13 protein-coding genes are annotated in these 17193 nt (G+C 62.9%); 5 read left to right on the forward strand and 8 right to left on the reverse strand.

Features of this window, described 5'->3' with window-relative positions:
* Positions 1 to 27: 27 nt before the first annotated feature.
* The 5 genes from SIN04_RS03970 to SIN04_RS03990 all read right to left on the reverse strand — a co-directional run bounded on the left by SIN04_RS03970 (position 28) and on the right by SIN04_RS03990 (position 5017).
* A complete protein-coding gene (locus SIN04_RS03970) occupies positions 28 to 723 on the reverse strand; it encodes a response regulator transcription factor (RefSeq protein ID WP_134486331.1) in 696 nt (231 codons plus the stop codon).
* Positions 724 to 1321: 598 nt separating this feature from the next.
* A complete protein-coding gene (locus SIN04_RS03975; protein WP_134486333.1) occupies positions 1322 to 2980 on the reverse strand; it encodes a cisplatin damage response ATP-dependent DNA ligase in 1659 nt (552 codons plus the stop codon).
* Positions 2977 to 4011, reverse strand: a complete 1035-nt coding sequence (locus SIN04_RS03980; protein WP_341264229.1) for a ligase-associated DNA damage response exonuclease — start codon at positions 4009 to 4011, stop codon at positions 2977 to 2979. Before SIN04_RS03980 ends, SIN04_RS03975 begins: the two co-directional genes overlap by 4 nt.
* Before the next feature lie 69 nt (positions 4012 to 4080).
* A complete protein-coding gene (locus SIN04_RS03985; RefSeq protein ID WP_134486337.1) occupies positions 4081 to 4395 on the reverse strand; it encodes a hypothetical protein in 315 nt (104 codons plus the stop codon).
* 214 nt (positions 4396 to 4609) lie between these two features.
* The gene (locus tag SIN04_RS03990) at positions 4610 to 5017 is read right to left on the reverse strand and encodes a hypothetical protein (protein ID WP_341264230.1); all 408 of its coding nucleotides are present in this window, start codon (positions 5015 to 5017) and stop codon (positions 4610 to 4612) included.
* A 177-nt stretch (positions 5018 to 5194) separates the two neighbouring features.
* Here SIN04_RS03990 and SIN04_RS03995 point away from each other — a divergent pair, with 177 nt between their 5' ends.
* Both SIN04_RS03995 and pdeM read left to right on the forward strand, forming a co-directional pair.
* The gene (locus SIN04_RS03995; protein WP_423136041.1) at positions 5195 to 7813 is read left to right on the forward strand and encodes a ligase-associated DNA damage response DEXH box helicase; all 2619 of its coding nucleotides are present in this window, start codon (positions 5195 to 5197) and stop codon (positions 7811 to 7813) included.
* 53 nt (positions 7814 to 7866) lie between these two features.
* On the forward strand, positions 7867 to 8586 hold the full coding sequence (pdeM, locus tag SIN04_RS04000; protein ID WP_134486342.1) for a ligase-associated DNA damage response endonuclease PdeM: 720 nt from the start codon (positions 7867 to 7869) through the stop codon (positions 8584 to 8586).
* Between the two features lie 153 nt (positions 8587 to 8739).
* Here the strand turns inward: pdeM and SIN04_RS04005 are convergent, their stop codons facing one another.
* Positions 8740 to 12069 (reverse strand): hypothetical protein, encoded by a 3330-nt coding sequence (locus tag SIN04_RS04005; RefSeq protein WP_341264231.1) that lies wholly within the window; start codon positions 12067 to 12069, stop codon positions 8740 to 8742.
* Positions 12070 to 12355: 286 nt separating this feature from the next.
* Between SIN04_RS04005 and SIN04_RS04010 the strand changes: the two genes are divergently transcribed.
* The 3 genes from SIN04_RS04010 to SIN04_RS04015 all read left to right on the forward strand — a co-directional run bounded on the left by SIN04_RS04010 (position 12356) and on the right by SIN04_RS04015 (position 13717).
* Complete coding sequence (locus SIN04_RS04010) at positions 12356 to 12886, forward strand: MerR family transcriptional regulator (RefSeq protein ID WP_134486348.1); 531 nt, start codon at positions 12356 to 12358, stop codon at positions 12884 to 12886.
* 221 nt (positions 12887 to 13107) lie between these two features.
* Positions 13108 to 13317: a BON domain-containing protein gene (locus SIN04_RS20215; RefSeq protein WP_423136042.1), complete on the forward strand. Its 210-nt coding sequence runs from the start codon at positions 13108 to 13110 to the stop codon at positions 13315 to 13317.
* Between the two features lie 142 nt (positions 13318 to 13459).
* Complete coding sequence (locus SIN04_RS04015; protein ID WP_134486349.1) at positions 13460 to 13717, forward strand: hypothetical protein; 258 nt, start codon at positions 13460 to 13462, stop codon at positions 13715 to 13717.
* Positions 13718 to 13854: 137 nt separating this feature from the next.
* On the opposite strand, the gene pnp is transcribed toward SIN04_RS04015, so the two are convergent.
* Together pnp and rpsO are read right to left on the reverse strand one after the other, a co-directional pair.
* Positions 13855 to 16002 (reverse strand): polyribonucleotide nucleotidyltransferase, encoded by a 2148-nt coding sequence (gene pnp / locus SIN04_RS04020; protein ID WP_134486351.1) that lies wholly within the window; start codon positions 16000 to 16002, stop codon positions 13855 to 13857.
* 483 nt (positions 16003 to 16485) lie between these two features.
* Positions 16486 to 16755: a 30S ribosomal protein S15 gene (gene rpsO / locus SIN04_RS04025; RefSeq protein ID WP_134486353.1), complete on the reverse strand. Its 270-nt coding sequence runs from the start codon at positions 16753 to 16755 to the stop codon at positions 16486 to 16488.
* Between the last annotated feature and the right edge of the window lie 438 nt (positions 16756 to 17193).

Genomic DNA, 17193 nt, shown 5'->3' on the forward strand with positions numbered 1-17193 from the left:
GCGAAGCGGATCAAGAAATGCGCACCGCTACTCTTTGAAGCGATAGCCGACGCCGTACAGCGTTTCGATCATCTCGAACTCATCGTCCACAGCCTTGAATTTCTTGCGCAGACGCTTGATGTGGCTGTCGATCGTGCGATCGTCGACATAGACCTGATCGTCATAGGCGGCGTCCATCAGGGCGTTGCGGCTTTTGACCACGCCCGGCCGCGTCGCAAGCGCCTGCAGGATCAAGAACTCGGTGACGGTGAGCGTCACCGCATCGTCTTTCCAGGTGCAGGCGTGGCGCTCCGGATCCATTTTCAAAAGGCCGCGCTCAAGAATTTTCGCATCGGCTTCCTTCTGCGACGCGGCGTCCTTGGGATTGGCCCGGCGCAGAATCGCCTTCACCCGCTCGACGAGGAGGCGCTGCGAAAATGGTTTGCGGATGAAATCGTCGGCGCCCATCTTGAGGCCGAACAATTCATCGATCTCCTCATCCTTGGAGGTGAGGAAAATCACCGGCAGATCGGATTTCTGCCGCAACCTGCGCAGCAGCTCCATCCCGTCCATACGCGGCATTTTGATGTCGAAAATGGCGAGATCCGGCGGATCGCTCTTGAGGCCGTCAAGCGCGGTCGAGCCGTCCGTATATGTCTGCACCCGATAGCCTTCGCCCTCGAGAGCGATCGAAACGGAGGTGAGAATATTGCGGTCATCATCGACCAGGGCAATCATAGGCATGAATGGTCCTAACTTCGAAAGTGAGCGCGCAAGGAACTTCGCGTGAACTACCGGAAATGCAGTAGTCTCAGTCACTCGATTTGATGATTGCGTCAGCGCGATATTCGTCCAAATCCCGCGCCGGACCGAATTTTCCAGCGCCAGACAGGACTTGCACGAACCGCCGAGACAGCATCGGGAAGACTCCAGATAGCACCGATACAGGCTATTGCCTAGAAGATCATCACTGAACTTACCGTCAGCTCGACCGCCACAGCTTTCAACGTTGGATTTTTAGGAGCCGGCGGCAGATTTTGCTTCCGGTTACCACGCGTGCCTCAATGTCATAACAGGAAAATTCAGCGGCCGAAATAAGGCAAGCCCACGGTTGACCGGTTTGGCGCCGTTTTATCGCCTGTTTTGCGCTGCGACAAAGGCTGAGTTCGCCGCAATCATAGAGGGAGGGCGTGAGCCTGGCCGTTCTTTCGCCCTGCGACTCTTGAACGCGACCGCTTGCCGGCAAGCATCCAAACGAACGCGCGCCGTAACTTGCCGGAGCTTGCGTCAACGCCAAGGAGACTTGAGAGTCCTGCGCAAGACGCCGTACCTTGAAGAAACGCTACCGCAGCAAAGCTTCAAGCCCTTCGATCCGGTCAGCTTCGCGCGCCGGCTTGTCCCAGCGGATGCGGGCGATGCGCGGAAAGCGCATCGCAACGCCCGATTTATGCCGGCTCGAGCGGTTCAGCCCTTCAAAGGCGATCTCGAGGACGAGCCCCTCGGCGCGTCCGTAGGCGACCTCCCGCACGGGACCGAATCGATTGACGGTGTGGTTGCGGACATAGCGGTCGAGCTCGATCAACTCCGCATCCGTGAAACCGAAGTAAGCCTTGCCGACGGGAACCAGCCGGGCTCCTTCGGGCTCGTCGCGCCAGACGCCGAAGGTGAAGTCGGAATAATAGGATGAGCGTTTGCCGTGGCCGCGCTGCGCATACATGAGCACGGCGTCGACCGTGAAGGGGTCGCGCTTCCATTTGTACCAGAGGCCTTTCGGACGCCCCGGCACATAGATCGAATCCTTCCGCTTCAGCATCAAGCCTTCGATCGCCTCGGCGTTTTGCCCGGCGCCGAAGGCCGCCGGATTTTTCCGCGCCTGCGCCAGTTCCTCCCAGGAGACGAAGGGAACAAGCGGCGATAGATCAAGCCGGGAACAACCGGCCGCCGCGGCGAAGGCTTCGAGCCTGGCGCGCCTTTCGGTGAACGTCAGCGCACGCAAATCCTCGCCGTCCTGCCGCAACAGATCATAGGCGCGAATGTGAGCTGGGAACTCGGCAAGGAGTTTGACCGAAGCCGTCTTGCGGTTCAGCCTTTGCTGGAGCACGCCAAACGGCTCGACGCGGGCGTCCCTGACGATGAGCAATTCGCCATCGAGCGAAAAAGCCTCGAAGGGAAGCTGCACGAGACATTCCGTAAGGTCCGGGAAGGCTGCGGAAATATCTTCGCCCGTGCGCGAAAACAGACGCATCGCCCGGCGTCCGTCGCCGTCGCGCCCGCTCGCCGCCTGAACCCTGATTCCATCCCATTTCCATTCGCCGATGAAATCGGACGGAACAATTTCATCGAAATCCCTCTCTTCGATCGCATGAGCAAGCATGGCGGGACAAAAGGGCGCGGGATCAGAAGGGTCCGGCCGGTCCTCGCGACCCTCCATCCAGGCGAAGAGATCAAGGTAAGGCGGCCTCAAGCTGTGCCATGTCTCTTCGACTTCATTCGGTTTCTTGCCGCCGAGTTCAGCGACCGCCGTCTTCGCCAGCCGCGCGGAAACGCCGACGCGCAGCGAGCCGGTGATCAGCTTCAACAGCGCCCAGCGGCCGGTCTCATCCAGCGCGTCGAGCCAGGCTGCGAGCCGGCTTGCAAGACCGATCTTGCCGCCGGAGCCGAGTTCGCGCACCACATCCGAAAGCAGCAGAGGCGCGCCATTGTCGCCGGCGTCCCGATTTGCGTCAGGGCGATCTGGCCAGAGCAGAGCGACGGTTTCCGACAGATCGCCGACGAAATCATAGGAAAGCGCAAACAGGACAGGATCGACGCGTTCGCTGATGAGGCCGCGAATAAGGCCGGGCTTGGCGTGCTGAAAGGATAGCGCGCCGGTGAGCGCCGCAAGCGCATAGCCGCGCTCCGGGTCCGGCTGATGGCGGAAAAATTCCGTCATCAAACGCAATTTGCCGAGGCGCGATGGCTCGAAAGCGAGGCGGTCGAGGAGTTCGGCGAAAGCGTTCAAGCGCTCTCCTCCGTGGCGGGCTGACCTTCGTTTTCCTCGTCGCCATAGCCGAGCAGATGCAAAGGCTCGGCCTCGATCCCGGCGCCGCGCGCCCAATGGACGAGAGCTTCCGCCTCGCCATGCGTCACCAGCGCCTTTTCGCAGCCGGTCTCGATGATGGTCTGCGTCAGGCCGTCCCAGTCGGCGTGATCGGAAATGACGAGAGGCAGTTCAACGCCCCGCTGGCGCGCCCGTGCTCGCACCCGCATCCAGCCAGAAGCGAGGGCCGCCACCGGATCCGGAAATTTCCGGGACCATAGGTCCTGCAAGGCGCCCGGCGGACAGATCACGATTTCGCCCGCGAGTTTCGCGCGATCGCTGAGAGCGACACTGCGCAATTCGCCAAGCTCGATCCCTCGCCCCTGATAAAAGGCCGTCAGTTTTTCGACGCCGCCGTGCAGATAGATCGGCCGGTCATAGCCGGCCGCGCGCAGCAGGGCGATGATGCGCTGCGCCTTGCCGAGCGCATAGGCGCCGACGAGATGCGCGCGTTCGGGAAAAAGACTTTGTGAAGCAAGAAGCTTTTCGATCTCATCCTTCGTCTTCGAGCGCCGGAACACCGGCAGGCCGAATGTCGCCTCGGTGATGAAGACGTTGCAGGATAAGGGTTCGAATGGCGCGCAGGTCGGGTCGGCCTCGCGCTTGTAATCTCCCGAAGCGACGATGACGCACGTCCTGTCCGCCATTCGGATCTGCGCAGAGCCGAGGACATGGCCCGCCGGATGAAAACTGACATCGATCGCGCCGAGCCGCAGTTGGTCGCCATAGGCGACAGTCTGCGTCGACCCGGCAAAAGCGGAGCCGAGCCGAATGGCCATGATCTCCAGCGTTTCGCGCGTTGCGAGAACAGCGCCGTGACCGGCGCGGGCATGATCCGAGTGCGCATGTGTGATGAGCGCGCGCGGGACCGGCCGCAGCGGATCGACAAAAAAATCGCCCGCCGGGCAATAAAGACCAGCGGGCGTCAGGGAGAGAAAATAAGCTGACGCCATGATCCCGAGATGGGGAAGAGACCCGACGTCAGCAAGATCCGCCGGCGAAGCCTCGCCGGATTGAAACTTTCAGTTCGCGCAGACGAGCCCGCGGGTCACATAGACGCGGCCATCGGGGCCGGTGACGCGGGTGACGCGCACGCAATCTTCATCTTCGCCGGGAGCGGCGCGGCCAAGCTGCATTGCCGGACCCCGAGCCAGCGGCTCGTAACCTGGCGAATATACGCTCCTATGCTCAAAGATCTGGCTCGTGTCGGCAATTTTGCTCTTCGGCGTCATCGTCATCGGCGCCGCGAAGACAGCCACGCCAAGGCACGAAACCGCAATCCCCGCCATCGTGAATTTCAGGGCCTGCAATCCGATTGTTTTGCGAGAATTGACCATCAGCCTGTCTCCTTCCACCCGGCGCGTCTGACACGACGACTTTCCTTCATCACGTCAGGGCACGCTGTGCGGCATCACACCTATAACGCAGCGCAAGCTGGAAAGTTGCGCCGATCGCGCAACAAAATTAGCCAAAAATTAAACAAGCCCCGTCAATTCGACGGGGCTTCCGTAATAAACCGACGCTGCTCGACTTTGCGGCCAAGCAAAAGCGTCAGTAGCAAACGCGCACGGGCCGATAGCCGAGGAAAAAGCCATAGCCGTCGTAAGCCGGCTGATTCTGGACATAGCAGCCGCCATAGCCGCCGTAGCCATAAGGATAGGCCGAGGCTGCGAGCGCGCCGACCGCAAGGCCGCCGATCAGACCGGCCGCCGCCGGACCGCCCCAGCCGCCGCCGCGCCAGCCTCCGCCCCAGCCGCCGCCGCGCCAGCCGCCACCGCGCCAGCCGCCGCCACCGCGCCAGCCGCCGCCGCCGCCGCCGTGCCAGCCGCCCCCGCCATGCCCGCCGCCGCCGTGCCAGCCCTGCGCCGCCGCAGGCGCCGTCACAAATGTCGCAGCGGGTAGAGCGAGCGCGAGAGTAGAGACCGCCACAATGGCGCCTTTCTTCAATCTGCTCATCATTTTCGATCTCCTTAACCTAAGGGCAGGCAAGCAAACCCACCGCCCGCTTAACCATACATATGGAGGGCCTCTCCTGAACGTCCAATGAATGACGACGCTGCCGATTGGTTCAACTTCAGGAGAGTTGGGGGTCATTGCCGCGCACTGAGAATTTTTCGCTGCGATGACTATTTCACGCTGGGGCGCCCCGACGCGCCGCCCGCGCGCGGGCCGCCCCTCACATTCCAAGGGCCTTTTGTGACTGGCTTCGACTTTGATCTTCCGCCGCGCTTTCTCGCCTGGTTTTCCGCGCGGGGCTGGAGCCCGCGCCGGCATCAGATCGAACTCCTGCGCTTGGCCCGCGAAACAAATACGCTGCTGATCGCGCCAACCGGCGCCGGCAAGACCCTCGCCGGATTTCTGCCGAGCCTTGTTGATCTCGAAATGCCGGCGAAACGGCGCGCCTTGCACACGCTCTACATCTCACCCCTCAAGGCGCTCGCCGTCGACGTCGAGCGCAATCTCGAGACGCCGATCGCCGAAATGGGCCTTGGCGTCAAGGTCGAGACGCGGACGGGAGACACATCGGCCGCAAAACGCCAGCGCCAGCGTCGCGATCCTCCCGACATTCTGCTGACGACGCCGGAGCAGCTCGCGCTTTTGCTCGCGAGCCCCGACGCAGAGCATCTTTTCGCGGGACTGCGCCACGTCGTCTTCGATGAGCTGCACGCCATCGCCGCCTCCAAACGGGGCGACCTCCTGAGCCTCGGCCTCGCGCGCCTGCGCTCGCTGGCGCCGGGGCTGCGGGCGATCGGCCTCTCTGCGACCGTCCGCGATCCCGCCGAACTGCGGCGCTGGCTTGCGCCGCAGGGGCGTGCAGAAGCCTGCGCCGCCCTTGTCATCGCGGAGCCGGGCGCGCCGCCGGACCTCTCCATCCTCGACACGAAAGAGCGCCTGCCGTGGGCGGGTCATAGCGCGCGCCATGCGCTGGGAGAGATCTACGCCGCGATCAGGGCCGCGAAGATGAGCCTCGTTTTCGTCAATACGCGCGCGCAGGCGGAATATATCTTCCAGGAGCTGTGGCGGCGCAACGACGATGGCCTCGCGATCGCCCTGCATCATGGCTCGCTCGACGTCCAGCAGCGTCGCGGGGTCGAGGAGGCGATGGCCGCTGGCCGGCTGAAGTCCGTCGTCTGTACATCGACGCTCGATCTCGGCATCGACTGGGGCGACGTCGACCTCGTTATCAATATAGGCGCGCCGAAGGGCGCGAGCCGGCTCGCCCAGAGGATCGGCCGCGCCAATCACCGGCTCGACGAGCCTTCGCGCGCAATCCTCGTGCCGGCCAATCGCTTCGAAGTGCTGGAGTGCCGCGCCGCCGTCGACGCCGCGCGGGAGGGCGCGCAGGATACGGCGCTGGCGCGCTCGGGCGCCCTCGACGTTCTTTGCCAGCACATCCTCGGCATGGCTTGCGCCGCGCCCTTTGACGCCACGGCCCTTTTCGCCGAGGCGCGGTCCGCGGCGCCTTATGCGGCGCTCACGCGCGAAAATTTCGAGTCCGCGCTCGCCTTCGTCGCGACCGGCGGCTATGCGCTGAAAACCTATGAGCGATTCGCCAGGATCAAGCAGACGCCCGATGGACGGTGGCGCATCGCCAATGGACGCGTCGCCCAGACCTACCGGCTGAACGTCGGGACCATCATCGAGGCTGATCTTTTGAAAGTGCGGCTCGTTCCCGGCGGCGCTAGGCCGGCGGCGTCTTATACGGGTCCGCTGCGCCGGGGAGGGCGGGTGCTCGGCGAGATCGAGGAATCCTTCATCGAAATGCTGGCGCCGAAGGATACGTTTCTATTCGGCGGCGAGATTTTGGCGCTGCAGGGCGTCGTAGAAAACGAGGCCCTGGTTTCGCGCGCGAACGCCGAGACGCCAAAAATCCCCTCTTACGCCGGCGGAAAATTCCCGCTCTCGACCTATCTCGCCATGCGCGTGCGGGGCATCTTATCCAACCCCGCGGGCTGGAGCGCCTTGCCGGATCAGGTCGCCGATTGGCTCGACCTGCAGCGCCAGCGATCCGCTTTGCCGCCGCCGGACGAGCTTCTCGTTGAGTCCTTTCCGCGGGGAGGACGCTTTTATCTCGCGCTCTATCCGTTCGAAGGGCGGCTCGCCCATACGACGCTCGCCATGCTGGTGACGCGGCGCATGGAGCGCGCCGGGCTGAAGCCGCAGGGTTTCGTCGCCAATGATTATGCGCTTTGCATCTGGTCCGTGAGCAATCTCGGCGCGCTGTTCGAGAAAGGGTCGGTGCGGCTCGAGGATTTATTGAGCGAGGACATGCTCGGCGACGACCTTGAGGAGTGGCTGGAAGAATCGGCGCTGATGAAGCGCACGTTTCGCAATTGCGCGATCATTTCGGGGCTCATCGAGCGCAATTTTATTGATCGGCGCAAGACCGGCCGTCAGGTCAAGATATCGACCGACCTCATCTACGATGTGCTGCGCCGGCATGAGCCGCAGCATCTTCTGCTGCGAGCTGCGCGCGCGGACGCCGCGACGGGGCTCCTCGATCTCGACCGGCTGACGCATATGCTGACCCGCGTGCGCGGCAAGATCATTCACAAGGCGCTGTCTCGCGTCTCGCCGCTCGCTGTGCCGGTCCTGCTCGAGATCGGGCGCGAGACAGTCTATGGGGAAGCCCAGGACGTCGTTCTCGCCGAGGCTGCGCAGACCCTTGTGGACGAGGTTCTCGCCGAAACTCCTGCCGCTGAGGAAAATCTTGCCAAGGCTGCGCCGGTGAGGAAAGGTCGCGGGAAGCCTTAGGCGGCGGCGCTTTCGAGCCGCTGGAAAGGCCGGAACAGGAGCTCTTTCTGACGATGCGGCACGCCGCCCGAAGACATTTGCGAGTGGAGGCTGTGCTCTCGATCCTCGACGTTGATTTTGTCGCCGACCCCCTCGGAGCGCTTTTCTGGCGCGAGGAACGCCTGCTCGTCGTCGCCGACCTGCATTTCGAAAAGGGTTCGGCTTTCGCAGCGAAGGGCGTTTTTCTGCCGCCTTACGACACCGCCGCGACTCTTGTCTCGCTTGCGCAGCTGATCGCCTATTACGAGCCGCGATGCGTGGTCGCGCTCGGCGATTCTTTTCATGACGGCGCAGCCGGCGATCGCATGAGCGACGCGGACCGGAGCGGCGTCGGCGGCTTGCAGCAGGGCCGAGACTGGATCTGGATCGCAGGAAATCATGACCGCGAATTGCCGCGCGGTTTGTCCGGCGAGGCGCGAAACGAACTCGCCGTCGGGCGCATGACGTTCCGGCATGAGCCAGCAGCGGGCGCGATCGGCGAAATCGCGGGGCATCTTCATCCCGTCGCCAGGGTCGCGGGGCGCGGCGGCTCGGTCCGGCGCCGCAGTTTCGTCAGCGATGGCGCGCGTTGCGTGCTGCCGGCTTTCGGCGCCTTCGCCGGCGGCCTCAATCTGCATGATTCGGCCTTTGATCCGCTGTTCGGCGGCCCCGCGCGCTCTTTTGCGATTCTCGCTCATGTGATGGGGAGGAGCGCCGTCTACCGGGTTCCCCATCGGCTTTGCCTGCCGGACTGACCGCAAGGCGGCGGCGCGACTGTCGGCCGGCGCAAGAGAAAAAGGAACATCATCGATTCCATGTATCTTACTTCGCGCGCCCAAAGTTACTTCGCGTGACCAATGGGCGTTTGGCGTCTTGGCGCGCGGGCCGTCCTCCGGTCCCTCAAAACGCTAAAGATTCGACGCCTTCCTTTGCGTCGGGAGCGCTGCTGGCGCCGAGGCGATAGCCGGATTTCCAGAAACGCTGATTTCATTGACCGCGGGATCGAGCCGCCGCGGCCGGAAAGTGCTGGCCGCGGCCGTCGCGGCGGCGAGATCGGTCGGAGAAAGTTTCAGCGCCATCTCGTCGCGTTTACGGGCGGCCTCCTGATCGCCTGTCGCCGCCGCGATCGAAAACCAGGTGTAGGAGCGGGCGGCGTCGTGCGAGAGGCTTGAGCCTCGCGCCAAAAGAACGGCAAGGTTGAACTGACTGTCGCGAATGCCGAAGGCGGCGGCTTTTTCGAACCATGCCGCAGCGTTTGCATAATCCGGTTCGCCATCGACGCCCTCCGCGGCGAGAACCCCGAGATTATGCATCGCCCGGGCGTTGCCTTGCTCGGCAGCCGCGAGATAAAGGCTTTGCGCCCGCGCGAGATCGCGTCCGCCGCCGACGCCTTTTTCACTCAGCACCGCGAGGCGATATTGCGCAAGCGCCAGACCCTGATCCGCGGCTTTGGCGTAATATTGCGCCGCCAGCGCCATATCCTGCGAGCCGGCGCGCCCGTCGGCAAAACGGACGCCAAGTTCGAATTGAGCTGGCGCGTCGCCGGCGTCTGCCTTGGCGCGCAGCTGCTCCAGCGGCATTCCGGGCAAGCTTGCGATGACCGTCGGAGCGCCGGCCAGCGGCTGCGGAGCCGCCGCGATGGGTGCAGGCGCGGAATGGATCACGCCAGCGTGTCCGGCGATCGCGCCGACAATGATCGGATCGCTTCCAGCTATGGCGTGCATGAAGGGCGCGCCGTGGCTCAAGGGCGGATTTTCAGCCGGCGGGGGAGCTTGCCGCAGCGGCGACAGAACATTGAGGGGGGCCGGATCGAAGAGGCGCGAATCGCGCAGAGCCGCGTTCGCCTTGACATTATTCTGCGGTGCAATCGGCTCGCGCTTCACCGCGGCGGCGCTTGGCGGCGCCGCTTTGGCTGATTTCACGGCGGCGGACGTCGCGCCAGGCGCTGCGAGCGTTGGTCCTCCAGCGAGATTGCCGCCGCGCTGAGGCCGGAGGGCGCTGCTCGCGGCCCCTTTGCCGATCGCATTTAGAAAGCTTGCCGGATCGAGGCTTTTGAGGCTGCCGTTTCGCGCGACCGTATAGGCGCCGAGGGCAAGGCACAGGGCGGCGATCGCCAGAAGGATCGGCCGCCGATGAGCGCTGAAAAAACCGCCACTCGCGCCGGCATGGTCGCCAGCCGGAGCTTGCCCCTTGAGAGAGCCGTCCGCTTCGAATTGCGCTGCCTGAGCCGCGCGCCGCGCCGCCGCGATGAAATCTGCGCGTCCGCCACCGCCGGCTTCTCGCTCCGGCTGCGGCGGCTCGCCGGACGCTCGATGCTCCGGCGCTTCCCGTCTGCGCGGCGATCCGCTTCCAGGCTCGATCAGGAGATCGGCAGGCTCTACGTCCTTTTGGCCATTGACCGCTGTTCCGTCGGCGGCCTGAGCGGCGTCGCGGCTGAAGAGGCTGTGGGGGACGCTCTCCTTCGTGCTGACGAGAACGGGGCCGGGCGCGCCGGAGAGGGGCCGCCGCTGTAGAGTTTCAGTCGAGAAAAAATCGCCTTCCTGATCGCCTCTCGGGCGGCGCTCGGCGCGGGGCGTCAGCAGCGGCAGCAGCCGGTCGGCCGCCGGGCGCATCTCCCCGAGATCAGCCTCCATTACGGCGAGCCGATCGGCGACCTTTCCAACAGTCTCCTGAACCGCGTTGAGAGCAAGATGTATGCGTTTGTCGGCTTCGTCGCGAGTGGCCCGCAAATCGGCGATTTCGCGCGTCAGCCGCCTGTCGTGACCGCCGCCCTCCGTCCGCCGATCGAGGTCCGCCGGCAGAGCGCCCTCGCGGTCGGCGTCCCGGGCCGCGGCGTTCGACGCGATCTCGCGAATCTCTTCCATCTGCTCGAAAAGGCGGCTGATCGATTGCTCGAGACGGGCCAGGGAGGACAAGCCCTTATCGGCCCCGTCGAGACGCTCGGCGATGGCGCTGATTTCACGATCGAGCGATTGGATCGAAAGATCGCTGGCCCCAGGCTGCCGCGCCGCTTCTATCTTGCCTGCGAGCGATTGGACAATATCTTTGAGGCTGTCGGTCTCGCTCGCCGCCGCCGCCAGTCCGCTCTCGAGCTTTTCGGTCAGGTGCTTCTCGGCCGCCGCTACGCGCTCCGTCAATGTGTCGTAGGGGCCTGAATCGCAGCTTCGAGCAATGGCCTCCTCGACCTTTCGCGTCAACGCGCGAAGCTCCGCTTCAATCATTTTGATGGCCGAATGCGAGGCAGCGGCATCGTCCGCCGCAGCGCGCCTCGTTGCGGCGGGGCGAGGCATTGGCGTCGAAACCGCGCCGTCCGGGCGCGGACCGGCGACAGGGGCGGCGGCCTGCTCGCGCGACCGAGGGGGCTCCTGCAAAGGCCGATTGAATTGTTCGCCGGGCCAGCCGCCTCGGCGGGCGGCCCGCAAATCAGCGCCAGCGCGCCGCTCGCCCAAGGCTCTCATAAGGGCGGTCAAATCGCGAATGCTAGCCTCGAGATCGGGGAGCCTTTCAACCGGTGAAAGCGCTGCCGTTTCTGCGATGCGGCGCGGCCCGGCGGCCGAGCTTGCGGGGACCGGGTTTTCACCCGCCGCCGCGCTGCCCGCTGGCGCAAGCGGGTGCGGCGCGTCCATTTTTCCCAAGGTCTGCTGATCAGGCGAGGGGCTTGATTTGGCGAGTTCGGCGCGACGGGCGGCGGCTTTCCGGAGCCGCGCTTCGATTTCTGTCAAGGCGCCTGTCAAAGACTGATCGTCGTCATGGCCGCCGCCGGCGCGAAGGCGCTGCTCGATCTCGTCAAGCCGGCGCGTCAGTTCAGTCAGGCTCTCTCCGCCATCGCTATCCGTTGAGGCAAAGACCTCCGCGTTTCTGCCCTCGGCGCCAGCCGATAGAGTGCGCAATTCGTGTTTGCGATCGGCGCTTGCGTGGCTGTCGGGCGATAGCGCGTCGGCCGCGCGTCGAGTCTTGCGGACGCCAGTTTCGGCGGCGCCTGCGCCCTGTTCCGATGCGGCCGGAATTGGCCTCGATTGAACGATCTCATTGAGAATCGCGGCCATAGCGGCAAGGCTTTGGCTTAAATCGATCGGCGCATCATCGTCCGCCCCGCGAGAGGAAAGATCGGCCAACGCCCTTTGCAACCAATCCTCCATCGGCGACAGCGGCTGGACGCCAGGGGCGGCTGCGCGTTGTCCACCGGCGCCGTTAACGCCCTCGGCGTTCGCCCTGCTCATCATGTCGTCCGGTTGCATCGCTGACGTTTCAAACTTGCGCCGTAGGAGTTCGGATTGAACCGGGGCGGCAGGTTGCAGTCGCCCGTATGCGCTGGCGGAGCCTCTCTCACTTTCGAAGTCTCAGGTAAACGTTGCGTTAATATTGCCCACATTCTCCTCCCTCAAGCTTGGCGCAAGACCGTCTCGTCACAGTGAATGTCCGAAGCGGTTGTAAGTGGAGTATATACAATCTTTGGTTGTGTTTACAACTAAAATTTTGCAACTTTCCTCAAAGCTCAGTTAACAGACATCGAGGGTGTAAGCCATGGATACAAATCCTTCGCGCGGCAATCAGTATCGGTCCGACGATGACGTTCACGACGACGAAGATGCGTCGGACCAGCCGGCTGCGGCGCGGGCAAGGGGCGTGCCGGAGGGCTTCAGCACAATCCGCGAAATGGCCCGTGATTTTGGCGTCAGCATCCGCGCTTTGCGCTTTTATGAGGATCGTGATCTTCTTCACCCGAAGCGGGAGGGCGCGACCCGCCTCTACGGCGCGCATGAGAAACGCAATCTCAAGATGATTCTCAAAGGGAAGCGGCTCGGCTTTACGCTGGCTGAAATCGGCGAGATGCTTCGCTCTCAAGGCGGCGCGCTTTCCCGTCTCGATGCGGATGAGCGCGTCGATCAGCCCTCCGAGGAAGTCGATCTGGAGCTTGCGCTGCCGCCCGAGCAGATCGTCGCACAGATCGGTTATCTCGAGCGGCAAAGGAAAGAACTTGACGCCGCCATCGTTGCTTTGCGGCATGCCCATCGGCGGCTTCTCGAGTCGCCATGCCGCGCCGCGATTGCGTGAACGGCGAAGATCAGCCACAATACGCGTGGCCGCTGTCGTTTGCGCTTATGGGCTTATGACCGCGCCATTCCGCGCGTCTGTTGGGGCAACGGTGAGCAAGCTTTGCCGCCGGAATGGCCGGCCGAACGTCCGAGTGACGAGCGGAAGCATCGCGATCCCGTAGATGCCGCGAGGATGTTTCCGACCGTCTCAGCGAGGATGCGTATGTCGATGCGTCTGAAATCGAGGTCGCCTTCACGAATTTGGAAGTCACGCTGACCGGAACTGCCGAAAATCGGGATCAGCGCAGGCGCGCCGAGATGGTCGCTGAGCGCGTGGTGGGCGTCTTGCGTGTTCAAAACAACCTGCGGGTGAAGAGCGCCTCGGAGGGGTCGGCCCAGCGCGTTCATGATGGCTCCAGCGGGCCTTCTCAGCGGGATCCTCCAAGCTGACGCAAGGCTGAAGCGCCTGAACGAACTGAAGCTTGAAAGCGTGGCCATCGGCCGCGCTTTTTTTCGCCCGCGCAATGGCATCGATATTGCTTAATAAAGCTTGCCTCGATACGCAGGCGGTCATTCTCAGCGGCCATCAAAAATGTCGGAAAATGTCATCAGCCTTCGCGGTCAATTTACGCCGCCGTCCAGCGAGCCCAACGCCACGGTCATCGAAGAATTGGAGCGTCTGCTCGAAGCCGCCCGCTCCGGCGAAATCTTGGGGTTGGCCGGCGCTTACGTGCACAAGGACAAAGTGGTCTCCTACTCCTATGCCGGCGCCGTCGCGAGCTATGGCATGCTGGGTGGCCTCGATTGCGTCAAAGAACGTCTTTTGCGGATCGCAATGGCGCGGGATTAAGCTGGAGCACGGACATTGGGCCGCTCGCTGCGATTTGGGCGCGGGCTCAACACATAAAAAGGGCGCTCCAAAGAGCGCCCTCTATGTGTCAGCCAGAACATGACGCCGAAAAGTTGCAGACTTTCCGGAGAGGCAGCCTATTGGCCCGCGGCCTCCTGCTGTTCGGCCTTCTCCTTGCCTTCGAGATCTTCGCCGGTTTCCTGGTCGACGAGACGCATCGAGAGGCGAACCTTGCCGCGGTCATCGAAGCCGAGCAGCTTCACCTTGACCTTTTCGCCTTCCTTCACGACATCGGAGGATTTCGCGACGCGCCCTTTGGCGAGCTGCGAAATATGAACAAGGCCATCCTTTGAGCCGAAGAAGTTTACGAACGCGCCGAAATCGACAACCTTGACGACGGTGCCTTCATAGATCTGGCCGATTTCCGGATCGTTGGCGATGGATTTGATCCAGTTGATCGCCGCGCGAATCGAATTGGCGTCGGATGAGGCGACCTTAACCGTGCCGTCATCCTCAATATTGATCTTGGCGCCGGTCTTTTCGACGATCTCGCGGATCACCTTGCCGCCGGTGCCGATCACCTCGCGGATCTTGTCGGTCGGAATCTTCAGGGTTTCGATGCGCGGGGCAAACTCGCCGAGTTCGGCGCGCGCGCCTGTTAGCGCCTTGGACATTTCGCCGAGAATGTGCAGCCGCCCGGCCTTCGCCTGGTCGAGGGCGACCCGCATGATCTCCTCGTTGATGCCTGTGATCTTGATGTCCATTTGCAGCGAAGTGACGCCCTCTTCGGTGCCGGCGACCTTGAAGTCCATGTCGCCGAGATGATCCTCGTCGCCGAGAATGTCGGAGAGCACTGCGAAGCGCTCGCCTTCAAGGATCAGCCCCATGGCGATGCCGGCGGTCGGCCGTTTCAGAGGAACGCCGGCGTCCATCAGCGCCAGCGACGAGCCGCAGACGGTCGCCATCGAGGAGGATCCGTTCGATTCGGTGATCTCCGAGACGATACGGATCGTGTAGGGAAACTCCGCGGCGGTCGGCAGCATCGGGCGGATCGCGCGCCAGGCGAGCTTGCCATGACCGATCTCGCGACGTCCCGGCGATCCCATGCGTCCGGTCTCGCCGACCGAATAGGGAGGGAAGTTGTAATGCAGCAGGAAGCGCTCCTTATAGGTGCCTTCCAGGCTGTCGACGAACTGCTCGTCCTCGCCGGTGCCAAGAGTCGCGACCACGAGAGCCTGCGTCTCGCCGCGCGTGAACAAGGCCGAACCGTGGGCGCGCGGCAAAATGCCGACTTCGGCGAGGATCGGACGCACCGTCCTCACATCTCGTCCGTCGATCCTTATGCCGGCATCGAGGATGTTCCAGCGCACCACCTTGGCTTGCAGATCGTGGAAGACTTCGTTGACGAGTTCTTTCGAGAAGCGCGGCTCGGAGCCATCCGGAAACAATTCGCCGGCGACTTTCGCCTTCACCGCGTCGACGGCCTTGTAGCGATCCTGCTTGGCCGTGATCTTATAGGCTTCGCGCAGCTCCTCCTCGGCGATCTGGCGCACCGCCGCCTCGATCTCGCTTTTATCTGTGATGACAAGATCGCGCGGCTCCTTGGCGGCTTTTTCCGCGAGCCGGATGATCGCGTCGATCACCGGCTGGAAGCCACGATGGCCGGTCATGACGGCCTCGAGCATGAGCGCTTCGGAGAGTTCTTTTGCTTCCGATTCGACCATCAAAACGGCGTCGCCCGTGCCGGCGACGACAAGGTCGAGAGCTGATTCTTTCAGTTCGTCGATGGTCGGGTTGAGCTTCAACGCGCCATTGATGTAGCCGACGCGTGCCGCGCCGACCGGACCCATGAACGGAACGCCGGACAGCGTCAGCGCGGCCGAAGTCGCAACCATCGACAAGATATCCGGATCATTTTCGAGATCGTGCGAAAGCACGGTCACGACAACCTGCGTATCGTTGCGATAACCATCCGGAAAAAGAGGGCGGATCGGGCGATCGATCAGGCGCGAGACCAGCGTCTCTTTTTCGGACGGGCGGCCCTCCCGCTTGAAATAGCCGCCCGGGATGCGTCCGGCGGCAAAGGCCTTTTCCTGATAATTGACGGTGAGCGGGAAAAAATCGATGCCGGGCTTCGGCGATTTGGCCGAAACCACGGTGGCGAGAACCGTGGTTTCGCCATAGGTGGCGAGCACTGCTCCGTCTGCCTGACGCGCGATCTTGCCCGTTTCAAGCACTAGCTTCCGCCCGGCCCAATCCAATTCTTCCCGATGAATATCAAACATTTGTTCGTCTTTCTTGATTTGAAAGGCGAAGACTAGCCAGAGCAAGACGGCAAGAGGCTGTCGGAGGGGCGCTGAAAATGCCCCAAGGACAGCGCCTGGCGATCCTGCCATGGCGCGTTTGTCTTCGCCAAACGCCGGCGAACGGCCCCATGCCGCCCGTCCGCTTCAAAGCATAATGGCTACGATATAGATCCGGATATGCTTTCTAACATCCTGTTTCAATGCATGTTCTGTTCAAAGCCTAGCCGCTGTGGCGACGATCGAAGCGGCGGTCCAAAGGAGATGATCTAGAACATCCTTTTTCCGCCGCCGCCGCGCTCAAGGTCGCCCCGCCGAGGCTCTTCCACCACGGCCCGGGCATTTCGGCGCTCTGTAACAGGGGCGCCGCTCCAGCCGCTCCGCGCCGCCAAGGCCTTCGCCTGTCAGCTAAGCGCGAAGGCGCGGTCCTGGCCGAAACGCTCCTGCGCTTCGACCGATCATGCTTTAACGCCGGATGCCGAGACGTTCAATCAGCGATTTGTATCTCGGCTCGTCGTGAGCCTTGACGTAGTCCAGCAACTGTCGCCGTTGCGAGACGAGCTTCAAGAGACCACGGCGCGAATGATTGTCTTTGACGTGGGTTTTGAAATGCTCGGTCAAATTGACGATCCGCTCGGTCAGGATCGCGACCTGAACTTCGGGCGAACCTGTATCGCCAGCCTTCAATGCATATTCTTTGACGAGCGTCTGTTTGCGCTCCGGCGTGATCGACATCGTGTAGACCTTTCAAAATGACCACGGCCCGCGCTCGCCTTTAGCGCCGCTGGCTTTATGGAGGGGATTGACCAAAAGCGCAGCCGTGCCGGGATGTCGTCCAGCATGGTGGCGCTATCTGGATGCGCGAGGATCGCGTCGTCTCCTTATACAGAAAAGCAACGCCGATGGAAGAGGCGTTTGCAGCCAAGCATGAGGGACGGCGCCGTCGAGAGCTGGCCGCTTACGCCAATTATCTTCAAATATAGCAATGTCACGGAAGAAGTCGTTCATCGCAATCCTTCACCGCTTGTTTGAGTCTTCCCGGTAAAGTGAGAGGGAAGATTGGCGCCGAATGAATGGGCGATGATACTGAGCTGCCTCGGCGATACGCTTGAGGCCCTGGCCGAGCATGAATATCGCGATAAGCACTATGGGCGTGATCAGTGAGCGAGGCCG

It is taken from the genome of Methylocella tundrae, from assembly GCF_038024855.1.
In the GTDB taxonomy this organism is placed as follows: Bacteria; Pseudomonadota; Alphaproteobacteria; order Rhizobiales; family Beijerinckiaceae; genus Methylocapsa; species Methylocapsa tundrae.

What these genes read in the sequence shown, in the direction of transcription:
- SIN04_RS03970 (WP_134486331.1), bottom strand. Translation starts at nt 723, where the DNA reads ATGCCTATGATTGCCCTGGTCGATGATGACCGCAATATTCTCACCTCC.
- pnp (WP_134486351.1), bottom strand. Translation starts at nt 16,002, where the DNA reads ATGTTTGATATTCATCGGGAAGAATTGGATTGGGCCGGGCGGAAGCTA.
- SIN04_RS03990 (WP_341264230.1), bottom strand. Translation starts at nt 5,017, where the DNA reads ATGATGAGCAGATTGAAGAAAGGCGCCATTGTGGCGGTCTCTACTCTC.
- pdeM (WP_134486342.1), top strand. Translation starts at nt 7,867, where the DNA reads ATGCGGCACGCCGCCCGAAGACATTTGCGAGTGGAGGCTGTGCTCTCG.
- SIN04_RS04005 (WP_341264231.1), bottom strand. Translation starts at nt 12,069, where the DNA reads ATGCAACCGGACGACATGATGAGCAGGGCGAACGCCGAGGGCGTTAAC.
- SIN04_RS03980 (WP_341264229.1), bottom strand. Translation starts at nt 4,011, where the DNA reads ATGGCGTCAGCTTATTTTCTCTCCCTGACGCCCGCTGGTCTTTATTGC.
- SIN04_RS04015 (WP_134486349.1), top strand. Translation starts at nt 13,460, where the DNA reads ATGTCGGAAAATGTCATCAGCCTTCGCGGTCAATTTACGCCGCCGTCC.
- SIN04_RS03985 (WP_134486337.1), bottom strand. Translation starts at nt 4,395, where the DNA reads ATGGTCAATTCTCGCAAAACAATCGGATTGCAGGCCCTGAAATTCACG.
- SIN04_RS04010 (WP_134486348.1), top strand. Translation starts at nt 12,356, where the DNA reads ATGGATACAAATCCTTCGCGCGGCAATCAGTATCGGTCCGACGATGAC.
- rpsO (WP_134486353.1), bottom strand. Translation starts at nt 16,755, where the DNA reads ATGTCGATCACGCCGGAGCGCAAACAGACGCTCGTCAAAGAATATGCA.